The 14,225-nt window shown below is 64.0% G+C and carries 13 protein-coding genes and 1 pseudogene; 9 read left to right on the forward strand and 5 right to left on the reverse strand.

Translation table 11 applies throughout. The annotated features are described in order from the left end of the window. Positions 1–163: 163 nt before the first annotated feature. The 4 genes and pseudogenes from AB8Z38_RS21635 (at position 164) to AB8Z38_RS21650 (ending at position 5,049) form a co-directional block, all read left to right on the forward strand. A pseudogene (locus AB8Z38_RS21635) lies at positions 164–1,509 on the forward strand (substrate-binding protein). A gap of 110 nt (positions 1,510–1,619) precedes the next feature. Next, positions 1,620–2,495, forward strand: coding sequence for a branched-chain amino acid ABC transporter permease (locus tag AB8Z38_RS21640; protein WP_369719846.1), 876 nt, complete (start codon positions 1,620–1,622; stop codon positions 2,493–2,495). A gap of 11 nt (positions 2,496–2,506) precedes the next feature. After that, the gene (locus AB8Z38_RS21645; RefSeq protein ID WP_369719847.1) at positions 2,507–4,354 is read left to right on the forward strand and encodes an ATP-binding cassette domain-containing protein; all 1,848 of its coding nucleotides are present in this window, start codon (positions 2,507–2,509) and stop codon (positions 4,352–4,354) included. Next, on the forward strand, positions 4,351–5,049 hold the full coding sequence (locus AB8Z38_RS21650; RefSeq protein WP_369719848.1) for an ABC transporter ATP-binding protein: 699 nt from the start codon (positions 4,351–4,353) through the stop codon (positions 5,047–5,049). Before AB8Z38_RS21645 ends, AB8Z38_RS21650 begins: the two co-directional genes overlap by 4 nt. A gap of 6 nt (positions 5,050–5,055) precedes the next feature. Here the strand turns inward: AB8Z38_RS21650 and AB8Z38_RS21655 are convergent, their stop codons facing one another. Continuing rightward, positions 5,056–5,481: an HIT domain-containing protein gene (locus tag AB8Z38_RS21655; RefSeq protein WP_369726567.1), complete on the reverse strand. Its 426-nt coding sequence runs from the start codon at positions 5,479–5,481 to the stop codon at positions 5,056–5,058. An 88-nt stretch (positions 5,482–5,569) separates the two neighbouring features. Between AB8Z38_RS21655 and prmC the strand changes: the two genes are divergently transcribed. Together prmC and AB8Z38_RS21665 are read left to right on the forward strand one after the other, a co-directional pair. Beyond that, a complete protein-coding gene (gene prmC / locus AB8Z38_RS21660) occupies positions 5,570–6,463 on the forward strand; it encodes a peptide chain release factor N(5)-glutamine methyltransferase (RefSeq protein WP_369719849.1) in 894 nt (297 codons plus the stop codon). A gap of 456 nt (positions 6,464–6,919) precedes the next feature. Further along, a complete protein-coding gene (locus AB8Z38_RS21665; protein WP_369719850.1) occupies positions 6,920–7,693 on the forward strand; it encodes a DUF4167 domain-containing protein in 774 nt (257 codons plus the stop codon). A 63-nt stretch (positions 7,694–7,756) separates the two neighbouring features. Here AB8Z38_RS21665 and AB8Z38_RS21670 read toward each other — a convergent pair whose 3' ends face one another. After that, entirely contained in the window at positions 7,757–8,497 is a 741-nt protein-coding gene (locus AB8Z38_RS21670; protein ID WP_369719851.1) for a methyltransferase domain-containing protein, read from the reverse strand. A 108-nt stretch (positions 8,498–8,605) separates the two neighbouring features. Between AB8Z38_RS21670 and gloB the strand changes: the two genes are divergently transcribed. The 3 genes from gloB to AB8Z38_RS21685 all read left to right on the forward strand — a co-directional run bounded on the left by gloB (position 8,606) and on the right by AB8Z38_RS21685 (position 10,591). Beyond that, positions 8,606–9,373, forward strand: a complete 768-nt coding sequence (gloB, locus tag AB8Z38_RS21675) for a hydroxyacylglutathione hydrolase (protein ID WP_369719852.1) — start codon at positions 8,606–8,608, stop codon at positions 9,371–9,373. 36 nt (positions 9,374–9,409) lie between these two features. Then, positions 9,410–9,832, forward strand: coding sequence for a cupin domain-containing protein (locus tag AB8Z38_RS21680; protein ID WP_369719853.1), 423 nt, complete (start codon positions 9,410–9,412; stop codon positions 9,830–9,832). A gap of 75 nt (positions 9,833–9,907) precedes the next feature. Further along, complete coding sequence (locus AB8Z38_RS21685; protein WP_369719854.1) at positions 9,908–10,591, forward strand: flavin reductase family protein; 684 nt, start codon at positions 9,908–9,910, stop codon at positions 10,589–10,591. A gap of 163 nt (positions 10,592–10,754) precedes the next feature. On the opposite strand, the gene AB8Z38_RS21690 is transcribed toward AB8Z38_RS21685, so the two are convergent. The 3 genes from AB8Z38_RS21690 to AB8Z38_RS21700 form a co-directional block, all read right to left on the reverse strand. Beyond that, a complete protein-coding gene (locus AB8Z38_RS21690; protein ID WP_369719855.1) occupies positions 10,755–11,624 on the reverse strand; it encodes a DMT family transporter in 870 nt (289 codons plus the stop codon). Positions 11,625–11,831: 207 nt separating this feature from the next. Beyond that, positions 11,832–12,557, reverse strand: a complete 726-nt coding sequence (gene phbB / locus AB8Z38_RS21695; protein WP_369719856.1) for an acetoacetyl-CoA reductase — start codon at positions 12,555–12,557, stop codon at positions 11,832–11,834. Between the two features lie 293 nt (positions 12,558–12,850). Then, complete coding sequence (locus AB8Z38_RS21700) at positions 12,851–14,029, reverse strand: acetyl-CoA C-acetyltransferase (protein ID WP_369719857.1); 1,179 nt, start codon at positions 14,027–14,029, stop codon at positions 12,851–12,853. Between the last annotated feature and the right edge of the window lie 196 nt (positions 14,030–14,225).

Below are 14,225 nucleotides of genomic sequence, written 5' to 3' on the forward strand. Positions count from 1 at the left end.
CGTTCGACCAAAGGCGAAATTGACAGAAAGCCTTCACAAGCAATGCATAGGGCAAGAACTACACGCGGATGTGACGCGCCCGGCGTTCGGCGATCGAGACCGGACACGCCGGGCGGGTTCCGTCTCGCCGGCACGCAAGACCGTCATTCAGGAGGAACCGATCATGAAGGACTCACTCATCCACCGCGGCTTGGCCTACGATATCTCGCGCCGCCGCCTGCTCCAGGGCGGCGCTGGCATCATCGGCGGCACGCTGCTGCCCGCGCTGCCGGCATTTGCAGAAGACCAGCCGGCGATCGGCACCTATCCCGCAGGCGTGTCGGGTTCCACGGCGTTCATCGGGATCTCGGTGCCGCGCACCGGCACCTATGCCGTGCAGGGTGAGGACGAGCTCAAGGGTTATCAGCTTGCGATCGAGCACATCAACGAGGGGCACGACCTGATCAAGAAGATCTCGCCCAAGACCAGCAAGGGCGTGCTCGGCAAGGAGCTGAAATATGGCGTTGCGGACTCCGCTGCCAAACCAAACGAAGCGGTGCAGGCGCAACAGCGCTTCATCAGCGAGAACAAGGCAATCATGATCACCGGCGGCACGTCAAGCGCCGTTGCGGTTGCGCTCAACAAGCTCGCGCAGCGCGAGCGTGTCCTGTTCGTGTGCGGCATTTCCGGCTCGAACGACACCACCGGCAAGGACTGCGTTCGCTACGGCTTCCGGCAAAACTTCTATGGTCAGACCGCGGCCGCGGCGATCGGGCCGGTGATGGTGAGGAGTTCGGCAAGAACAAGAAGGCCGCCTATCTGACGCCGGACTACACCTACGGCCACACGGTCACCAAGTCGATGCAGGATTTCCTCGCGACCGCGGGCTGGACCACGGCGACCGATCAGGTCGCGCCGCTCGGCGCCCCCGATTATTCCTCTTATCTCCTCAATGTCGCGAACTCCGGCGCGGACGTGCTGATCAACGTCAACTGGGGCCACGACGCGGTGCTGTCGACCCAGCAGGCCAAGCAGTTCGGCGTGCTCGACAGGATGAAGCTGGTCGTCCCCTATCAGGTACCGTTCATCGCGCGCGAGACCGGCGGGCTGATGCAGGGCGTCTATGCCGCCACGGACTATTGGTGGACGGTCGAGGACAAGTTCCCGCTGGCGAAGATGTTCAACGAGGCCTTCGAGAAGAAGTACGGCTACAAGCCGGAATGGGGCGCGGAGAACGCCTATGTCAGCTTCGCGCACTGGGCCCACATGTGCGAGGAGGCCGGCACTTTTGATCCGCCCGATGTGATCAAGACCTATGAGAAGGGCGAGACCCTGCCTTCCCTGGTCGGCGACGTGCACTACCGGCCCGAGGACCACCAGTGCGTCCGTCCCGTCATCATCGTCAAGGGCAAGATGCAGAAGGACATGAAGAACAAGGAAGATTGGTACGACGTCGTCGAGATCGTCCCGGGCGAAGGCCTGATGCAGAAGCCGGACGCGTTCGGTTGCCATCTCGGCGCCTACACCTGATCCCGTCTTCATCCCTGTGACGCCGCGGGCCGCATCTGCTCCTGCGGCGTCACGTTTTTTCGTCGCTCCTGCTTTCGTGCGCTCCCTGCGCCCAACCGCGACCGTCATGCATGATTAGTTGGCCCAATCTCGTTTCGCAGCTGTTCAACGGCCTCGCGCTCGGCGCGTTGCTTGCGCTGATCAGCTCCGGCCTGACGATCATCTACGGTACGCTCGGCGTGCTGAACCTTGCGCATGGCGCGATGTTCATGATCGGTGGCTATGCCGGCTTCGTGGCCTTCCAGTACACAGACTCGTTCATTCTCGCGGTCCTCGCCGGCTCGCTGTTCGTGATGCTGCTGGGCGTTCTGATCGAACGAATCATTATCCGTCATTTCTACCACCGTCCGCACGAAGACCAGTTGCTCGTCACCTTCGGACTCGGCATCTGCTTCGTCGAGACCGTGCGCCTGATCTTCTCGAGCCAGTCGCTGGTCGTGCCACCCCCGGCGCTGTTCCAGGGCATCACCAATCTTGGCTTCATGTTCTACCCGACCTACCGCCTCGCGCTGGTCGGCATCGTCGCGATCGCGCTGGGCGCGCTGTTCCTCGTCCTCTACCGCACCCGGCTCGGCATGATCGTGCGCGCCGGCATCGAGGACTCCGTGATGGTGGATTCGCTCGGTATCAACGTCTATCGCGTCTTCATGGTGGTGTTCGGCATCGGCGCCATGGCCGCCGGGTTCGCCGGTATCGTCAACGCGCCGGTGGTGTCGCTGACGCCGGGTGTCGGCGACGACATCCTCGTCGAAACCTTCGTGGTGGTGGTGATCGGCGGCGTCGGCTCGTTCCCGGGCGCCATCCTCGGCGGCCTGATCGCCGGCGAGATCATCAGCGTCACCTCCATGTTCAACCCCGGCTATGCCTATGTGATGCTGTTTGCGGCCATGACGCTCGTACTGGTGGTACGTCCGCACGGCCTGCTCGGCGTCCAGGGCCGCGAATAAGTGACCCCCAGATGCTCAAGCAACGCCCGTTCCTGATCGAGATCCTGACCGCGGCCGGGCTGATCGTAGCTCCCTTCGTGCTGCCTCATCTCGGCTTCGCACCGAACACCGTGAACCGAATCCTGGTCTGGGGCCTATTCGGGCTCGGCTTCGACATTCTGTTCGGCTTCACCGGGCTGCTGTCGTTCGGCCAATCCGCCTTCTACGGCACCGGCGGCTTCGTCGCGGCCTATCTGCTGACCCGCGCCGGGTTCAGCAATGTGCTGGGCGCGCTGGTCATCGGCATGATCGCTGCGGCTGCGACCGGCTATCTGGTCGGGCTGGTCGCGCTGCGCCGGACCGGCATCTACTTTGCCATGATCACGGTCGCCATCGCGGAGGTGTTCTTCTTCGTCGAGTTCAATCCGCTCTCCGACTTCACCGGCGGCGAGAACGGCCTGCCGGGTGTTCCGATGCCGAGCTTCAATCTCGGCTTCACCGCGATCCACTTCACCGACGGCTGGTCGCTCTATCAGTTCATTGCCCTTTGTTATTTCATCGGTGTCGTGATCGCGCTCAGGATCGTTCGCTCGCCGGTCGGCGCCATCTTCAGCGCGATCCGCGACAACCCGCTGCGCGCCACCGCGGTCGGCCACAATATCCACGGCTACAAGCTGACCGCCTTCGTGATCGCCGCGGCCTATGCTGGATTCGCCGGCGGCCTTCTCGGCGTGCTCCAGGCCTTCATGCCGCCCGATGCTTTCACCTTCGACACCTCCGGCCAGCTCGTGATGCAGACCGCGATCGGCGGCAGAGGCACACTATTCGGCCCGCTGGTCGGCGCCGCTGTCTGGCTCTTCCTCCAGGACTTCCTCCAGGGAGCGGTGGGCCTGGGAGCGGCCTGGAAGCTCGTGCTGGGCATCGTATTCGTGCTGCTGGTCTGTTTCCTGCGTGGCGGCATCGTCGGCGGTCTCGTGGACCTCTATCACTTTGTGTTCGGCAAGCGGTCGCGGCCGGATACGGAGCCGGACCAACAGAGCGCCCACGTCGAGGGCGCCCAGCAATCCCTCCCGGCCCCGATGCAAGCGAAGCAGATCGAAAACCCCGCCTTCTCCGGACCGATCCTGAAAGCCAGCGGCCTCACCAAACGTTATGGCGGCCTCCTCGCCAACAGCAACATCGACTTCAGCGTCAACCAGGGCGAGCTGCGCGGCATCATCGGCCCCAATGGCGCCGGCAAATCGACCTTCTTCAAGATGCTGACCTGTGAGATCGCGCCAAGCTCCGGCCGAATCACATTCGAGGGGCGCGACATCACCGGATTGAAGATCACCGACGTCTGCCAGCTCGGGCTCACCAAGAGCTACCAGGTCAACCAGCTCTTCACCGGACTGACGGTGCGGCAGAACCTCACAATCGCCGCGCTCGCCGAGTTGCGCGGAAAGTTCCGGCTCGATCTGTTCCGCAAGCTCTCCAGTGTCAAAGGCCTGTCGGAGCAGGTGGAGCACACGCTTGCGCTGGTCAACCTGACCGGCCGCGCCGACACCGAAGTCGCAGAGCTCGCCTATGGCGAAAAGCGGCGGCTGGAGATCGGGCTCGCGCTCGCCACCTCGCCCCGCCTGCTCCTGCTCGACGAACCGCTCGCCGGCATGAGTCCGCGCGAACGGGTCGAGACCGTCAAGCTGCTCAAATCAATCGCCCGCGGCCGCACCATGATCATCATCGACCACGACATGGATTCGCTGTTCGAGCTGGTCGAGCGCGTCACGGTGCTCCAGGAGGGTCGGGTCCTGCTCGACGGCACGCCGGAGGAGATCAGGACCAACGCCGCGGTGCAGGAAGCCTACCTCGGCGGCGTGCATGGAGAGATCGCCGCATGAGCCTGATCGAGGTCAACGGCCTGAACAGCTATTACGGGGACTCCCACATCCTGTTCGACGTCGCCATGCACGTCGAACAGCACGAGGTGGTCGCGCTGCTCGGCCGCAACGGCGCCGGCAAGAGCACGACGCTGAAGAGCCTGATGGGCGTCGTCACGCCGCGCAGCGGTACCGTGAAATTCGACGGCATCGATATCGCCGGACGCAGGAGCCACAAGATCGCTCAGGCCGGGATGCAGCTGGTGCACGAGGAGCGCCGCATCTTCGGCAGCCTGTCGGTCGAGGAGAACATCGTCATCGCCGGGATCACCGCGCCGAAACGCTGGCCGCTCGCGCGCATCTACGAGATGTTTCCGCGATTGAAGGAGCGTCGCAACAACCGTGGCACCGAGCTCTCCGGCGGCGAGCAGCAGATGCTCGCGATCGCCCGGGCGCTGGTGCGCGATCCCAAGATCATCCTGCTGGACGAACCCTTTGAAGGGTTGGCACCCGTCATCGTCCATGACCTCATCAAGGCCTGCCGCGAGCTCGCGGCCGCCGGCCAGACCATCGTGCTGGTCGAGCAGAACCTCGCGGCGACGCTTGCGCTGGCAAGCCGCATCTACATCATCAACAATGGCCACATCGTGCACGAGGGCCCGGCGCAAGAACTCAAGGCTCAGCCGGAACTGCTGCAGCGTTATCTCGGCGTCTAGATTTCGTCAGCCGCCGATCGCCGCGATCAGGCGCCTGGCGTGGTCGGCGAGCACGGCGGGATCCTCTCTGCGCGTCTGCGCCGGCAGCAGTTCGACACCAGCCTTGACCGGCATGACGTGCATGTGCAGGTGCAAGACCACCTGCCCGCTGGCCGGCTCGCTGAACTGCTGGAGGATGATGCCCTCGGCATCGAAAGCCTTCATTGCCGCGATCGCAACCCGTTTGGCGGTTCGGGCCACAGCGGCGAGATCGTCCTCCGCGACGTCAAGGATGCCGCGCGCCGGCGCCCTGGGGATCACCAGCGTGTGCCCGGGCGAGCGCGGCATGATGTCCAGGAAAGCGAGGCTGCGGTTGTCCCTGAACACCTCGAGGCAGGGAATCTCGCCGCGCAGGATTTTCGCGAAGACATTCTGATCGTCATAGGCCGTCATGGTCTCACCGCCGCTGCCGCCGCGATCAAACGCCACCATGTCCGTTGACGCAAGCAGGCCCGCCGATCTATCCACGATGCCAGGCAGGATGGTTCCATTGGCAGATTCCGGGTCCGGATCCAGCATCGAGAGTGCGCGGCGTGCGCTTGCGGCACGGCTGCAATCGGCCGGCATCGAAGAAGCCGCGCTCGATGCGCGCCTGCTGGTCGGCGCCGCGCTGGGCCTCGATCTGACCGCGATGGTCATGCAGGCGGGACGACGGCTCACGCCCGAGGAGGTCGTGCGGGTCGAGGGATATGCGGAGCGCCGGCTCGCGCATGAGCCGGTCGCGCGCATTGTCGGCGCGAGGGAATTCTGGGGCCTGCCGTTTCGCTTGTCCGAAGCGACGCTGGTGCCGCGCCCCGACACCGAGACGGTGGTCGAACTGGCGCTCGAGCTTTTCCGCGAGCTCACCATATCGGGACGGCGCCCGCGCATCGCCGACATCGGCACCGGGTCCGGAGCGATCCTGCTCGCGCTGCTGCACGAAATTCCAGACGCCTTCGGGGTCGGCACAGATCTCAGCCTCTCCGCGCTCGACACCGCCAGGGGCAATGCCGCGGCTCTCGGTCTTGCCGACCGCGCGGCCTTCGTCGCCTGCTCCTATGCGACCGCGCTTTCGGGCCCGTTCGATCTCATCGTGTCGAATCCACCCTACATTCCTTCGGCTGAAATTCCGAAATTGAGCATCGAAGTCCGCGCGCACGATCCCCATCTGGCGCTCGATGGCGGCAACGACGGATACGACGCCTACCGCGCCTTGATGCCCCAGGCGGCCGAGCGCCTCGCCCCCGGCGGAGCGCTGATCGTCGAGGCAGGCCAGGGCCAGGCGCGAAACATTGAAACCTTGATGGCCGCCGCCGCGTTGGTGGTGGACAGGCCGCCCAAGGCCGATCTGGCGGGAATCCCGAGGGCCGTTTCGGCCCGAAAAATGCCCCCATAAAAGCCGGATTGGGCGCCAAAAAACCTCTTGGAATATCCTATGGGAACGACTACCTTCTGCTTAGCACATCGGTGTCGGCCCCGTAGAACTACGGGCGAAAGCCGGGCTCTCGAGCGAGAGCTTCACTGATTTTAGGTTCCAAGCCGCAGGTCCCGTTAAGCGCGATAGCCCTTGAGGTGCGCTGCTTTCCGACCGCAACGTGAACGAAAGCCTGATATTGCGCGCGAAGACTAACGCAAGAAAACAAGGCTTGTTTTGGCAAGCAAAATGAATGGGTTCGCTGGCGCTGAATGCTGGCGGATGGGGAACGCGTCTTTGTTGAACGCGACGGTCGACGAACATCGGCAGGGTCTAGTCCGCTCTTGTGCGCAGTGCGCGCGAGACGTGTGAACCGCTGGGTCAGTCTCAGCAATCAGTAATGCGTACAACCTTTAGGGCTGGAATTAAAGGCAGGACATGAGAAACGGTCAGAACAAGCAGCGGATGCGCAACCGCAACAACAACAATAACAGCAACAACAATCATAACCGGCGCGGCCAGAACCCGATGACCCGGGTCTACGAATCGAACGGACCCGACATCAAGATCCGCGGTACGGCCTCGCACATCGCCGAGAAATATCTTCAGCTCGCGCGCGATGCACGTTCCTCAGGCGACCCGGTCGCCGCCGAAAACTACTACCAGCATGCCGAGCATTATTTCCGCCTGATCGCGACGGCCCAGGAGCAGTTCCGCCAAAACCAGCAGCCGCGCGGCGACGAGCCCGTCAGCAGCAGCGACGACAGCGAGGACGACGGCGAGAATTTCTCGAATTTCGGCCAGGAGCCGGGCTTCGTGCCGCAACCGCCGCCGCAGCCTTATGTGCGCGAGGGCCAGCGCGAGCACCAGCGCGATTTTCAGCCGCGTGACAACCACCCCTATCAGCGTGACAATCAGCAGCCGCGCGAGCACCGCGAGCGCGACCACCGTCCGCAGCCGCAATACCAGCCTCAGCCGCAGCCCCAACCGCCGAACCAGCCGCAGCCCGCGATCGCCGAGGCCGGCAACGTGGATCGCCTGCCCTCTTTCATCACCGGCCCGCAGCCGCAGTTGAACGGCGGCCAGAGCGTGGAAGGCGGTGGTGCTGGCGAGCGCTTCCCGCGGCGGCGCCGCCGGCCGCATGCCGGCCCGCGCCCCGAGCGCGAGGCAGCGCCGGCCGCTTCCGGCGACGATCTCGCCCCCAGCGAGTGAGCCGCAGCGCCTCTTCTGATGTCCCGAACCGCATCGTCCCGGCCTCGCCGGGACGATTTGCTTTTATGTGCGTGTCACGGTCGAGGACGGCACCAGAACCGGCTTCAACGACGGAATCAGCCGCGCCCGCTCGCGCTTGGCGGGGATCGCCCGATAGACCTGCTTGGTGGCCTCGACGATGTGGACGCCGGCAAAGGGCAGCGACAGCGCCGCACCGGCGCGCTCCCACATCTGCGCCGATTTGAGCACCCAGCCACCGGCGTAAGGCGGCATGAACAGCGCCTCGCCCCACGAGGTCGGCGTGAACCAGGTCTGGCGCAACAAGTCCGTGATCTGCGAACGCGAATAGGGCCGACCGTGGCCAAATGGCGTGTTGTCGCTGCGGGTCCACACCCCGCGCCGGTTCGGAATCACCGCGATCACGCGCCCGGACGGCGACAGCACCCGCCAGATCTCGCGGAGCAGCGCCGCCGGATCGTCGGACATCTCCAGTGCATGCACCAGCAGGATGCGGTCGACCGCGGCGTCCGGCAACGGCAGGGAGAATTCATCCACCAGTGAGGCCAGCGCCGGGCGCCCTGTCGGCCATTTCAAGACACCCTGGGCCGCCGGCATGAAGGCGATGCAGCGCTCCGCGTCTTCGCGGAACAAGCCAAGATAGGGGGTGGGATAGCCGATGCCGAGCACACGCTGACCCTTGGCGCCGGGCCAGCGCTCCTTGATGCCGCGATTGATCATTTGCCGCGCCACGATGCCGAGGCGCCGGGAATAAAACTCGCGAAGGTCGACGACATCGATGGTCATGCGGGTAATGTAACATGCACAAGGCAGCAGCTGCGCGCTGAATATTGCATTGCCTGAGCAACGCTAACGCCATATTTGTCTGGCGGGGCTGAGCCCGATGGAGATGTCATGGCCGCCGAAATTCGTACTTTCAACTGTTTAAACGACAATTTCGGTTATCTGATCCACGATCTGGAAACCGGCGCGACGGCGTCGATCGACGCGCCCGAGGCCGGTCCCATCCTTGACGCTCTGGAGCACGAGGGCTGGCAGCTCACCGACATCCTGATCACCCATCATCACGGCGATCATGTCGGAGGCGTCGCCGAACTCAAGCAGAAATACAATTGCCGCGTCGTCGCGCCGCATGACAAGACGACCAGGATTGCGAACGTCGACTTGCGCGTCGCCAACGCCGACGTGGTCAAGATCGGAAACCTGCTGGCCCGCGTGCTGGAGACGCCCGGCCATACGCTCGACCACATCTCCTACGTGTTCGACACCGAAAAGACGCTGTTCGCCGCCGACACGCTGTTCTCGATCGGCTGCGGCCGCGTGTTCGAGGGCAATTATCCGATGATGTGGGACTCGCTTCTCAAGCTGCGCGCCCTGCCCGACGACTTCATGCTCTATTGCGGCCACGAATACACCGCGTCCAACGTCAAGTTCGCGCTCACCGTCGAGCCCGACAATGCGGCGCTCCAGGCGCGCGCGGCGGAGGTGGCGAAGCTTCGGGCAGAGAACAAGCCGACGATTCCCTCGCTGCTTGGTGACGAGAAGCGAGCAAATGTGTTCCTGCGCGCTGATGAACCCTCGGTCGCGGCCAGGCTGCACATGAAGGGCGCGGATGCCGCCACGGTGTTCGGCGAATTGCGCGAGCGCAAGAACAAGTCCTGAAGAACAAATCCTGAAGAAAAATCCGGACGGGGATCGATGCCGACCGCAGCCGAGATCATCGCACGTCTCGAACTCCGCCCGCATCCCGAGGGCGGACATTACCGCGAGACTTTTCGCGACCAGGCTACCGACGCCAACGGCCGTTCGCGCTCGACCCTGATCTATTTCCTGCTCGCCCGTGGCGAGCGCTCGCACTGGCATCGCATCGATGCGGCCGAGATCTGGCACTACTACGCCGGAAGCCCGCTTGCGCTGCGCATCGCGCACGATGGCTGTTCGCAGCACGAGGTGCGCCTCGGCACCGATCTCATCAACGGCGAACGGCCGCAGGCGATTGTTCCGGCCGATGCCTGGCAAATGGCGGAGACGACCGGCGAATGGACGCTGCTCGGCTGCACCGTGGCGCCCGCATTCGAGTTCGCAAAATTCGAGCTCGCGCCGAAGGGCTGGGAGCCGTAACGCCCTATCTGGAATCGGGTGGGTTCGATCCGTTGCACAACGTAACACAGCGCATCCAGTGAACAGGAGCGCGTGATGCACGGAACATTTGACCCGCCAGCAATTCAGATAGACCCGGCCATTTTGTATTTCGGAACGCCCGTCGTTTTGATTGGCTCAACCAACGAAGACGGCTCCTCCAATCTCGCGCCAATGTCGTCGGCATGGTGGGTGGGATGGCGCGGCATGCTCGGGCTCGCGCGCAATTCCAAGACCACGGAGAACATGATTCGCACCGGGGAATGCGTGCTCAACCTGCCGTCCGCGGACCTCGTCGCTGCCGTCGACCGCCTCGCCCGCACCACAGGCTCGGATCCGGTGCCGCCGGGAAAGCTCCATCGCGGTTACCGGCACGAGAAGGACAAGTTCGGTCTTAGCGGATTGACGGCGCTACCGGGCGAGACGGTCGGCGCGCCACGCGCCGCCGAGTGTCCGGTGCAGCTGGAAGCAAAGGTCGCGCATGTGCATGAGATGGCGCAGGACGACGCCGTCTGGCGTGGTCATCTCGCCGCAATCGAGGTCCGTATCACGCGGGTCCATGCGCATCCCGACATTATGATGGAAGGAGCGAGCAATCGCATCGATCCCGACAAATGGCGGCCACTGATCCTGAGCTTCCAGGAATTTTACAGCCTGACGCCGCAGCGATTGCAGCGCTCCGAGCTCGGGCAGATTCCGGAAACGATGTATCGACCGCCCGGCTGGCAGCCGGCGCCTTAGCCGCGGATCAATCCTGATCGATCGCTTATCGTAACCGTCTCGGGCCGGCCATTCGCGTGCTCGTTCCGATAAATGCCGGTGAACGTTTCAGGCGTCGCACGGACTTGCGCCATGGCGCCCGGAGCAGCGAGCATCGAGATCAACAGTACGGCGAACGAACGCCTCATCGCTTCCGCAGCACCATGTCTTTCGCCGCAATCAGACCGCCGCCGGCGATCAGGATCGCGGCGATCGCGATGTTTGCACTCGCCTTGGCGAAGCCGGCAGCGATGAGGAAGCCGGTCGAGAGCAACGGCGTCGCATAGGATGCCGCGCCGAGCACACGGATGTCGCCGCGCTTCATGCCGATGTCCCAGGCGTAGAACGCGGCACCGACCGGGCCGATGCCGAGCGCGATGACGGAGAGCCATTGCAGTTTCGTCTCCGGCCACACCGTCGTCTCGAGCGCGGCATGCATCAGCGCGGCAAGCGCGGCGGTCACAAGGCAGAATCCTGCGACCGCATCGGTCGGCACCGCCTTGAGCCGGCGTGACAACACCGAATAGGTTGCCCACACGAACGCGGCGACGAAGGCCGCGATCAGTCCGGGCCACTGCCCCTGCGCGAAGCCAGCGGTGTTGCCGGCGAACAGCAGCACGGTGCCGACGAGGCCGAGCATGGCGCCGATGATGTGATGCGGGGCGAGCCGCTCGCCAGGCAGCAACGACGAGAACAACACGATCAACAGCGGCCAGAGATAATTCAACAGGCCCGCTTCGGCCGGTGGCGCGAAGCGCAGCGCAAGGAAGTACAGCGCGTGATAGCCGAATAGTCCGCCAACGCCGACGGCCCACACGACGGCTGGCTGGCGCAAGCTTTTCGCCGCCTCGCCGCGGCCGATCCAGGTGAGAAGGCCGACCAGACCGCCAATCGCGAACGTCATCGCGGCGAGCTGGAACGCCGGAATCCTTCCGGTCGCCACCGTCATCACGGAGAGCAGCGACCACATCAGGATCGCGGTCAATCCGATCAACGTCGCCGTGCGGGGAGTCATTGGCCAAATACTCTCGTCATGGCCGGGCGTAGCCGTCCGAGGGACGGCGTCGCTTGCGCTCGCCTATGTCCCGGCCATCCACGTTCTTTCGTGGCGACGGCTGTTGTAAGGCCGTGGATGCCCGGGACGTCTAGCGCGAAGACGCGCTTCGCGCTTTTGCCCGGGCATGACGAAGTTACCGATATGATCAAGCGTGATGCGATCGCATCACACCATGTACTGGCCGCCGTTGACGGTCAGCGTCGAGCCGGTGATGGCGCCGGCTTCATCGGCGGCGAGGAACACGACCGCGCGTGCAATTTCTTCGGGCTCGCCGAGACGGCCGATCAGGATCAGCGGCAGGATGGCCTTTTCCAGCACGTCCTTCGGCACGGCCTGCACCATCTCCGTGTTGATGTAGCCCGGGCAGATCGCGTTCACGGTGACGCCGGCCTTGGCGTTCTCCAGCGCGAGCGCCTTGGTGAAGCCGATCTCACCGGCTTTGGCTGCGGAATAGTTCACCTGGCCGAACTGGCCCTTCTGTCCGTTGATCGAGGAGATGTTGATGATGCGGCCGAACTTGCGGCCACGCATGCCTTCGATGACCTGGCGCGACATGTTGAACAGCGAACCGAGATTGGTCCCGATCACGGCGTTCCACTGCTCGAGGCTCATCTTGTGGAAGGCGCCGTCCTTGGTGATACCGGCGTTGTTGACGAGCACATCGATTGACCCGACCTCGGCTTCGACCTTCTTCACGCCTTCGGCGCAGGCATCGAAACTGCTGACGTCCCATTTGTAGACGGCGATGCCGGTCTCAGCCTTGAATTTGTCCGCAGCCGCATCGTTGCCGGCGTAGCTCGCCGCGACCTTGTAGCCGGCCGCCTTCAGCGCCTTGCTGATCGCAGCTCCGATGCCCCGCGTACCACCCGTCACCAATGCAACACGTGTCATATCGTATTCCTTCCCTAGGACTCTTCGGACGTTTCTGAGTGATCGTTTTAGATGCGGATTATGCGGGACGTTTGATGGACATCAAGAACAAAACGCCCGGCATCGAGCCGGGCGTTTCTCTTTAGTCGAGGCTTGCGCGATTGCGAAGAATATTTGATTTGCAACCGCCGCCTTTTTAATCGCGTGCAATGCACTCACTCATGTGTGCAACGCACGCACAGATGAGGCGTAAGCTGCGCGTCAGCTGTTTCAGTCGCGCGCGATGCATGTCCTCGTTTGGTGCCTCGCCCGCATCAATCGCGGGCGATGCACATGGCAATGCCCATGCCGCCGCCGATGCACAGCGTGGCGAGGCCCTTCTTGGAATCGCGCTTCTGCATCTCGTGCAGCAGCGTCACCAGCACGCGCGCACCGGAGGCACCGACCGGGTGGCCGATCGCGATCGCGCCGCCATTGACGTTGACCTTGGAGGTATCCCAGCCGAGGTCCTTGTTGACGGCACAGGCCTGCGCCGCGAAGGCCTCATTGGCCTCGATCAGGTCGAGATCGCCGACGTTCCAGCCGGCCTTCTTCAGCGCGGCACGCGAGGCCGGGATCGGGCCCGAACCCATGATCTTCGGATCGACGCCGGCCTGCGCCCAGGACACGATGCGCGCGAGCGGCTTCTTGCCTTCCTTGGCGGCCTGCTTGGCGGTCATCAGCACCACGGCGGCGGCGCCGTCATTGATGCCGGAGGCCGAGCCCGCGGTGACCGTGCCTTCCTTCTCGAAAGCTGGCTTCAGTTTTGCCATACCGTCGAGCGTTGCGCCGTGGCGCGGATATTCGTCGGCGCTGACGACGATGTCGCCCTTGCGGGACTTGATGGTGACGGGGACGATCTCGTCGTTGAACTTGCCGGCCTTCTGTGCGGCCTCCGCCTTCTGCTGCGAGGCGACCGCGAACTCATCCTGCTGGGCGCGGGTGATCTGCCACTGCCGCGCGACATTCTCCGCGGTGTTGCCCATGTGGTAGCCGTTGAAGGCATCCCACAGACCGTCCTTGATCATGGTGTCGACGAACTCGACCGGGCCCATCTTGACGCCGCCGCGCAGATACTGGGCGTGCGGGGCCATGCTCATGGATTCCTGGCCGCCGGCGACCACGATCTCGGAATCGCCGTTGAGCAGCGCCTGATAGCCGAGCGCGACGGTCCGCAGGCCCGAGCCACAGAGCTGGTTCACGCCCCAGGCCGGGCTCTCGACGGGAATGCCGGCATTGATCGAGGCTTGGCGGGCGGGGTTCTGGCCTTGGGCAGCAGTCAGGATCTGGCCCATGATGACTTCGGAGACCCGGCCGGGCTCGATGCCACCGCGCTCGAGCGCGGCCTTGATGGCGATCGCGCCGAGATCATGGGCGGGAAGGGTCGCGAACGCTCCGTTGAAGCTTCCGACCGGGGTGCGGGCGGCGCTGACGATGACGACATCGTCTGACATGGGCATCTCCTGGGTTGTATGGGGGCAGACGGGGCTGGGAAAACGGCTCGCCAGTCTCGGACGGCATCCTGTTAACGTCGTTGAGGCATGTCAATCGGCTGGCGATCGAATTCATGCCGCAGCGCATTCAAAATAGCGTTCTTGGCGATTTCGCAAGCACGTTTTTGCTGTGCAATTAACCGTGCCGCACAAAACG

Origin of the sequence: Bradyrhizobium sp. LLZ17 (assembly GCF_041200145.1) — a bacterium.
Taxonomy (GTDB): Bacteria; Pseudomonadota; Alphaproteobacteria; order Rhizobiales; family Xanthobacteraceae; genus Bradyrhizobium.

Bases quoted from the DNA above. Each gene is read 5' to 3' on its own strand.
- gloB (WP_369719852.1), top strand. From the start codon at position 8,606: ATGGCCGCCGAAATTCGTACTTTCAACTGTTTAAACGACAATTTCGGT.
- AB8Z38_RS21680 (WP_369719853.1), top strand. From the start codon at position 9,410: ATGCCGACCGCAGCCGAGATCATCGCACGTCTCGAACTCCGCCCGCAT.
- AB8Z38_RS21685 (WP_369719854.1), top strand. From the start codon at position 9,908: ATGCACGGAACATTTGACCCGCCAGCAATTCAGATAGACCCGGCCATT.
- AB8Z38_RS21690 (WP_369719855.1), bottom strand. From the start codon at position 11,624: ATGACTCCCCGCACGGCGACGTTGATCGGATTGACCGCGATCCTGATG.
- AB8Z38_RS21670 (WP_369719851.1), bottom strand. From the start codon at position 8,497: ATGACCATCGATGTCGTCGACCTTCGCGAGTTTTATTCCCGGCGCCTC.
- phbB (WP_369719856.1), bottom strand. From the start codon at position 12,557: ATGACACGTGTTGCATTGGTGACGGGTGGTACGCGGGGCATCGGAGCT.
- AB8Z38_RS21655 (WP_369726567.1), bottom strand. From the start codon at position 5,481: ATGACGGCCTATGACGATCAGAATGTCTTCGCGAAAATCCTGCGCGGC.
- AB8Z38_RS21650 (WP_369719848.1), top strand. From the start codon at position 4,351: ATGAGCCTGATCGAGGTCAACGGCCTGAACAGCTATTACGGGGACTCC.
- prmC (WP_369719849.1), top strand. From the start codon at position 5,570: ATGGTTCCATTGGCAGATTCCGGGTCCGGATCCAGCATCGAGAGTGCG.
- AB8Z38_RS21700 (WP_369719857.1), bottom strand. From the start codon at position 14,029: ATGTCAGACGATGTCGTCATCGTCAGCGCCGCCCGCACCCCGGTCGGA.
- AB8Z38_RS21640 (WP_369719846.1), top strand. From the start codon at position 1,620: ATGATTAGTTGGCCCAATCTCGTTTCGCAGCTGTTCAACGGCCTCGCG.
- AB8Z38_RS21665 (WP_369719850.1), top strand. From the start codon at position 6,920: ATGAGAAACGGTCAGAACAAGCAGCGGATGCGCAACCGCAACAACAAC.
- AB8Z38_RS21645 (WP_369719847.1), top strand. From the start codon at position 2,507: ATGCTCAAGCAACGCCCGTTCCTGATCGAGATCCTGACCGCGGCCGGG.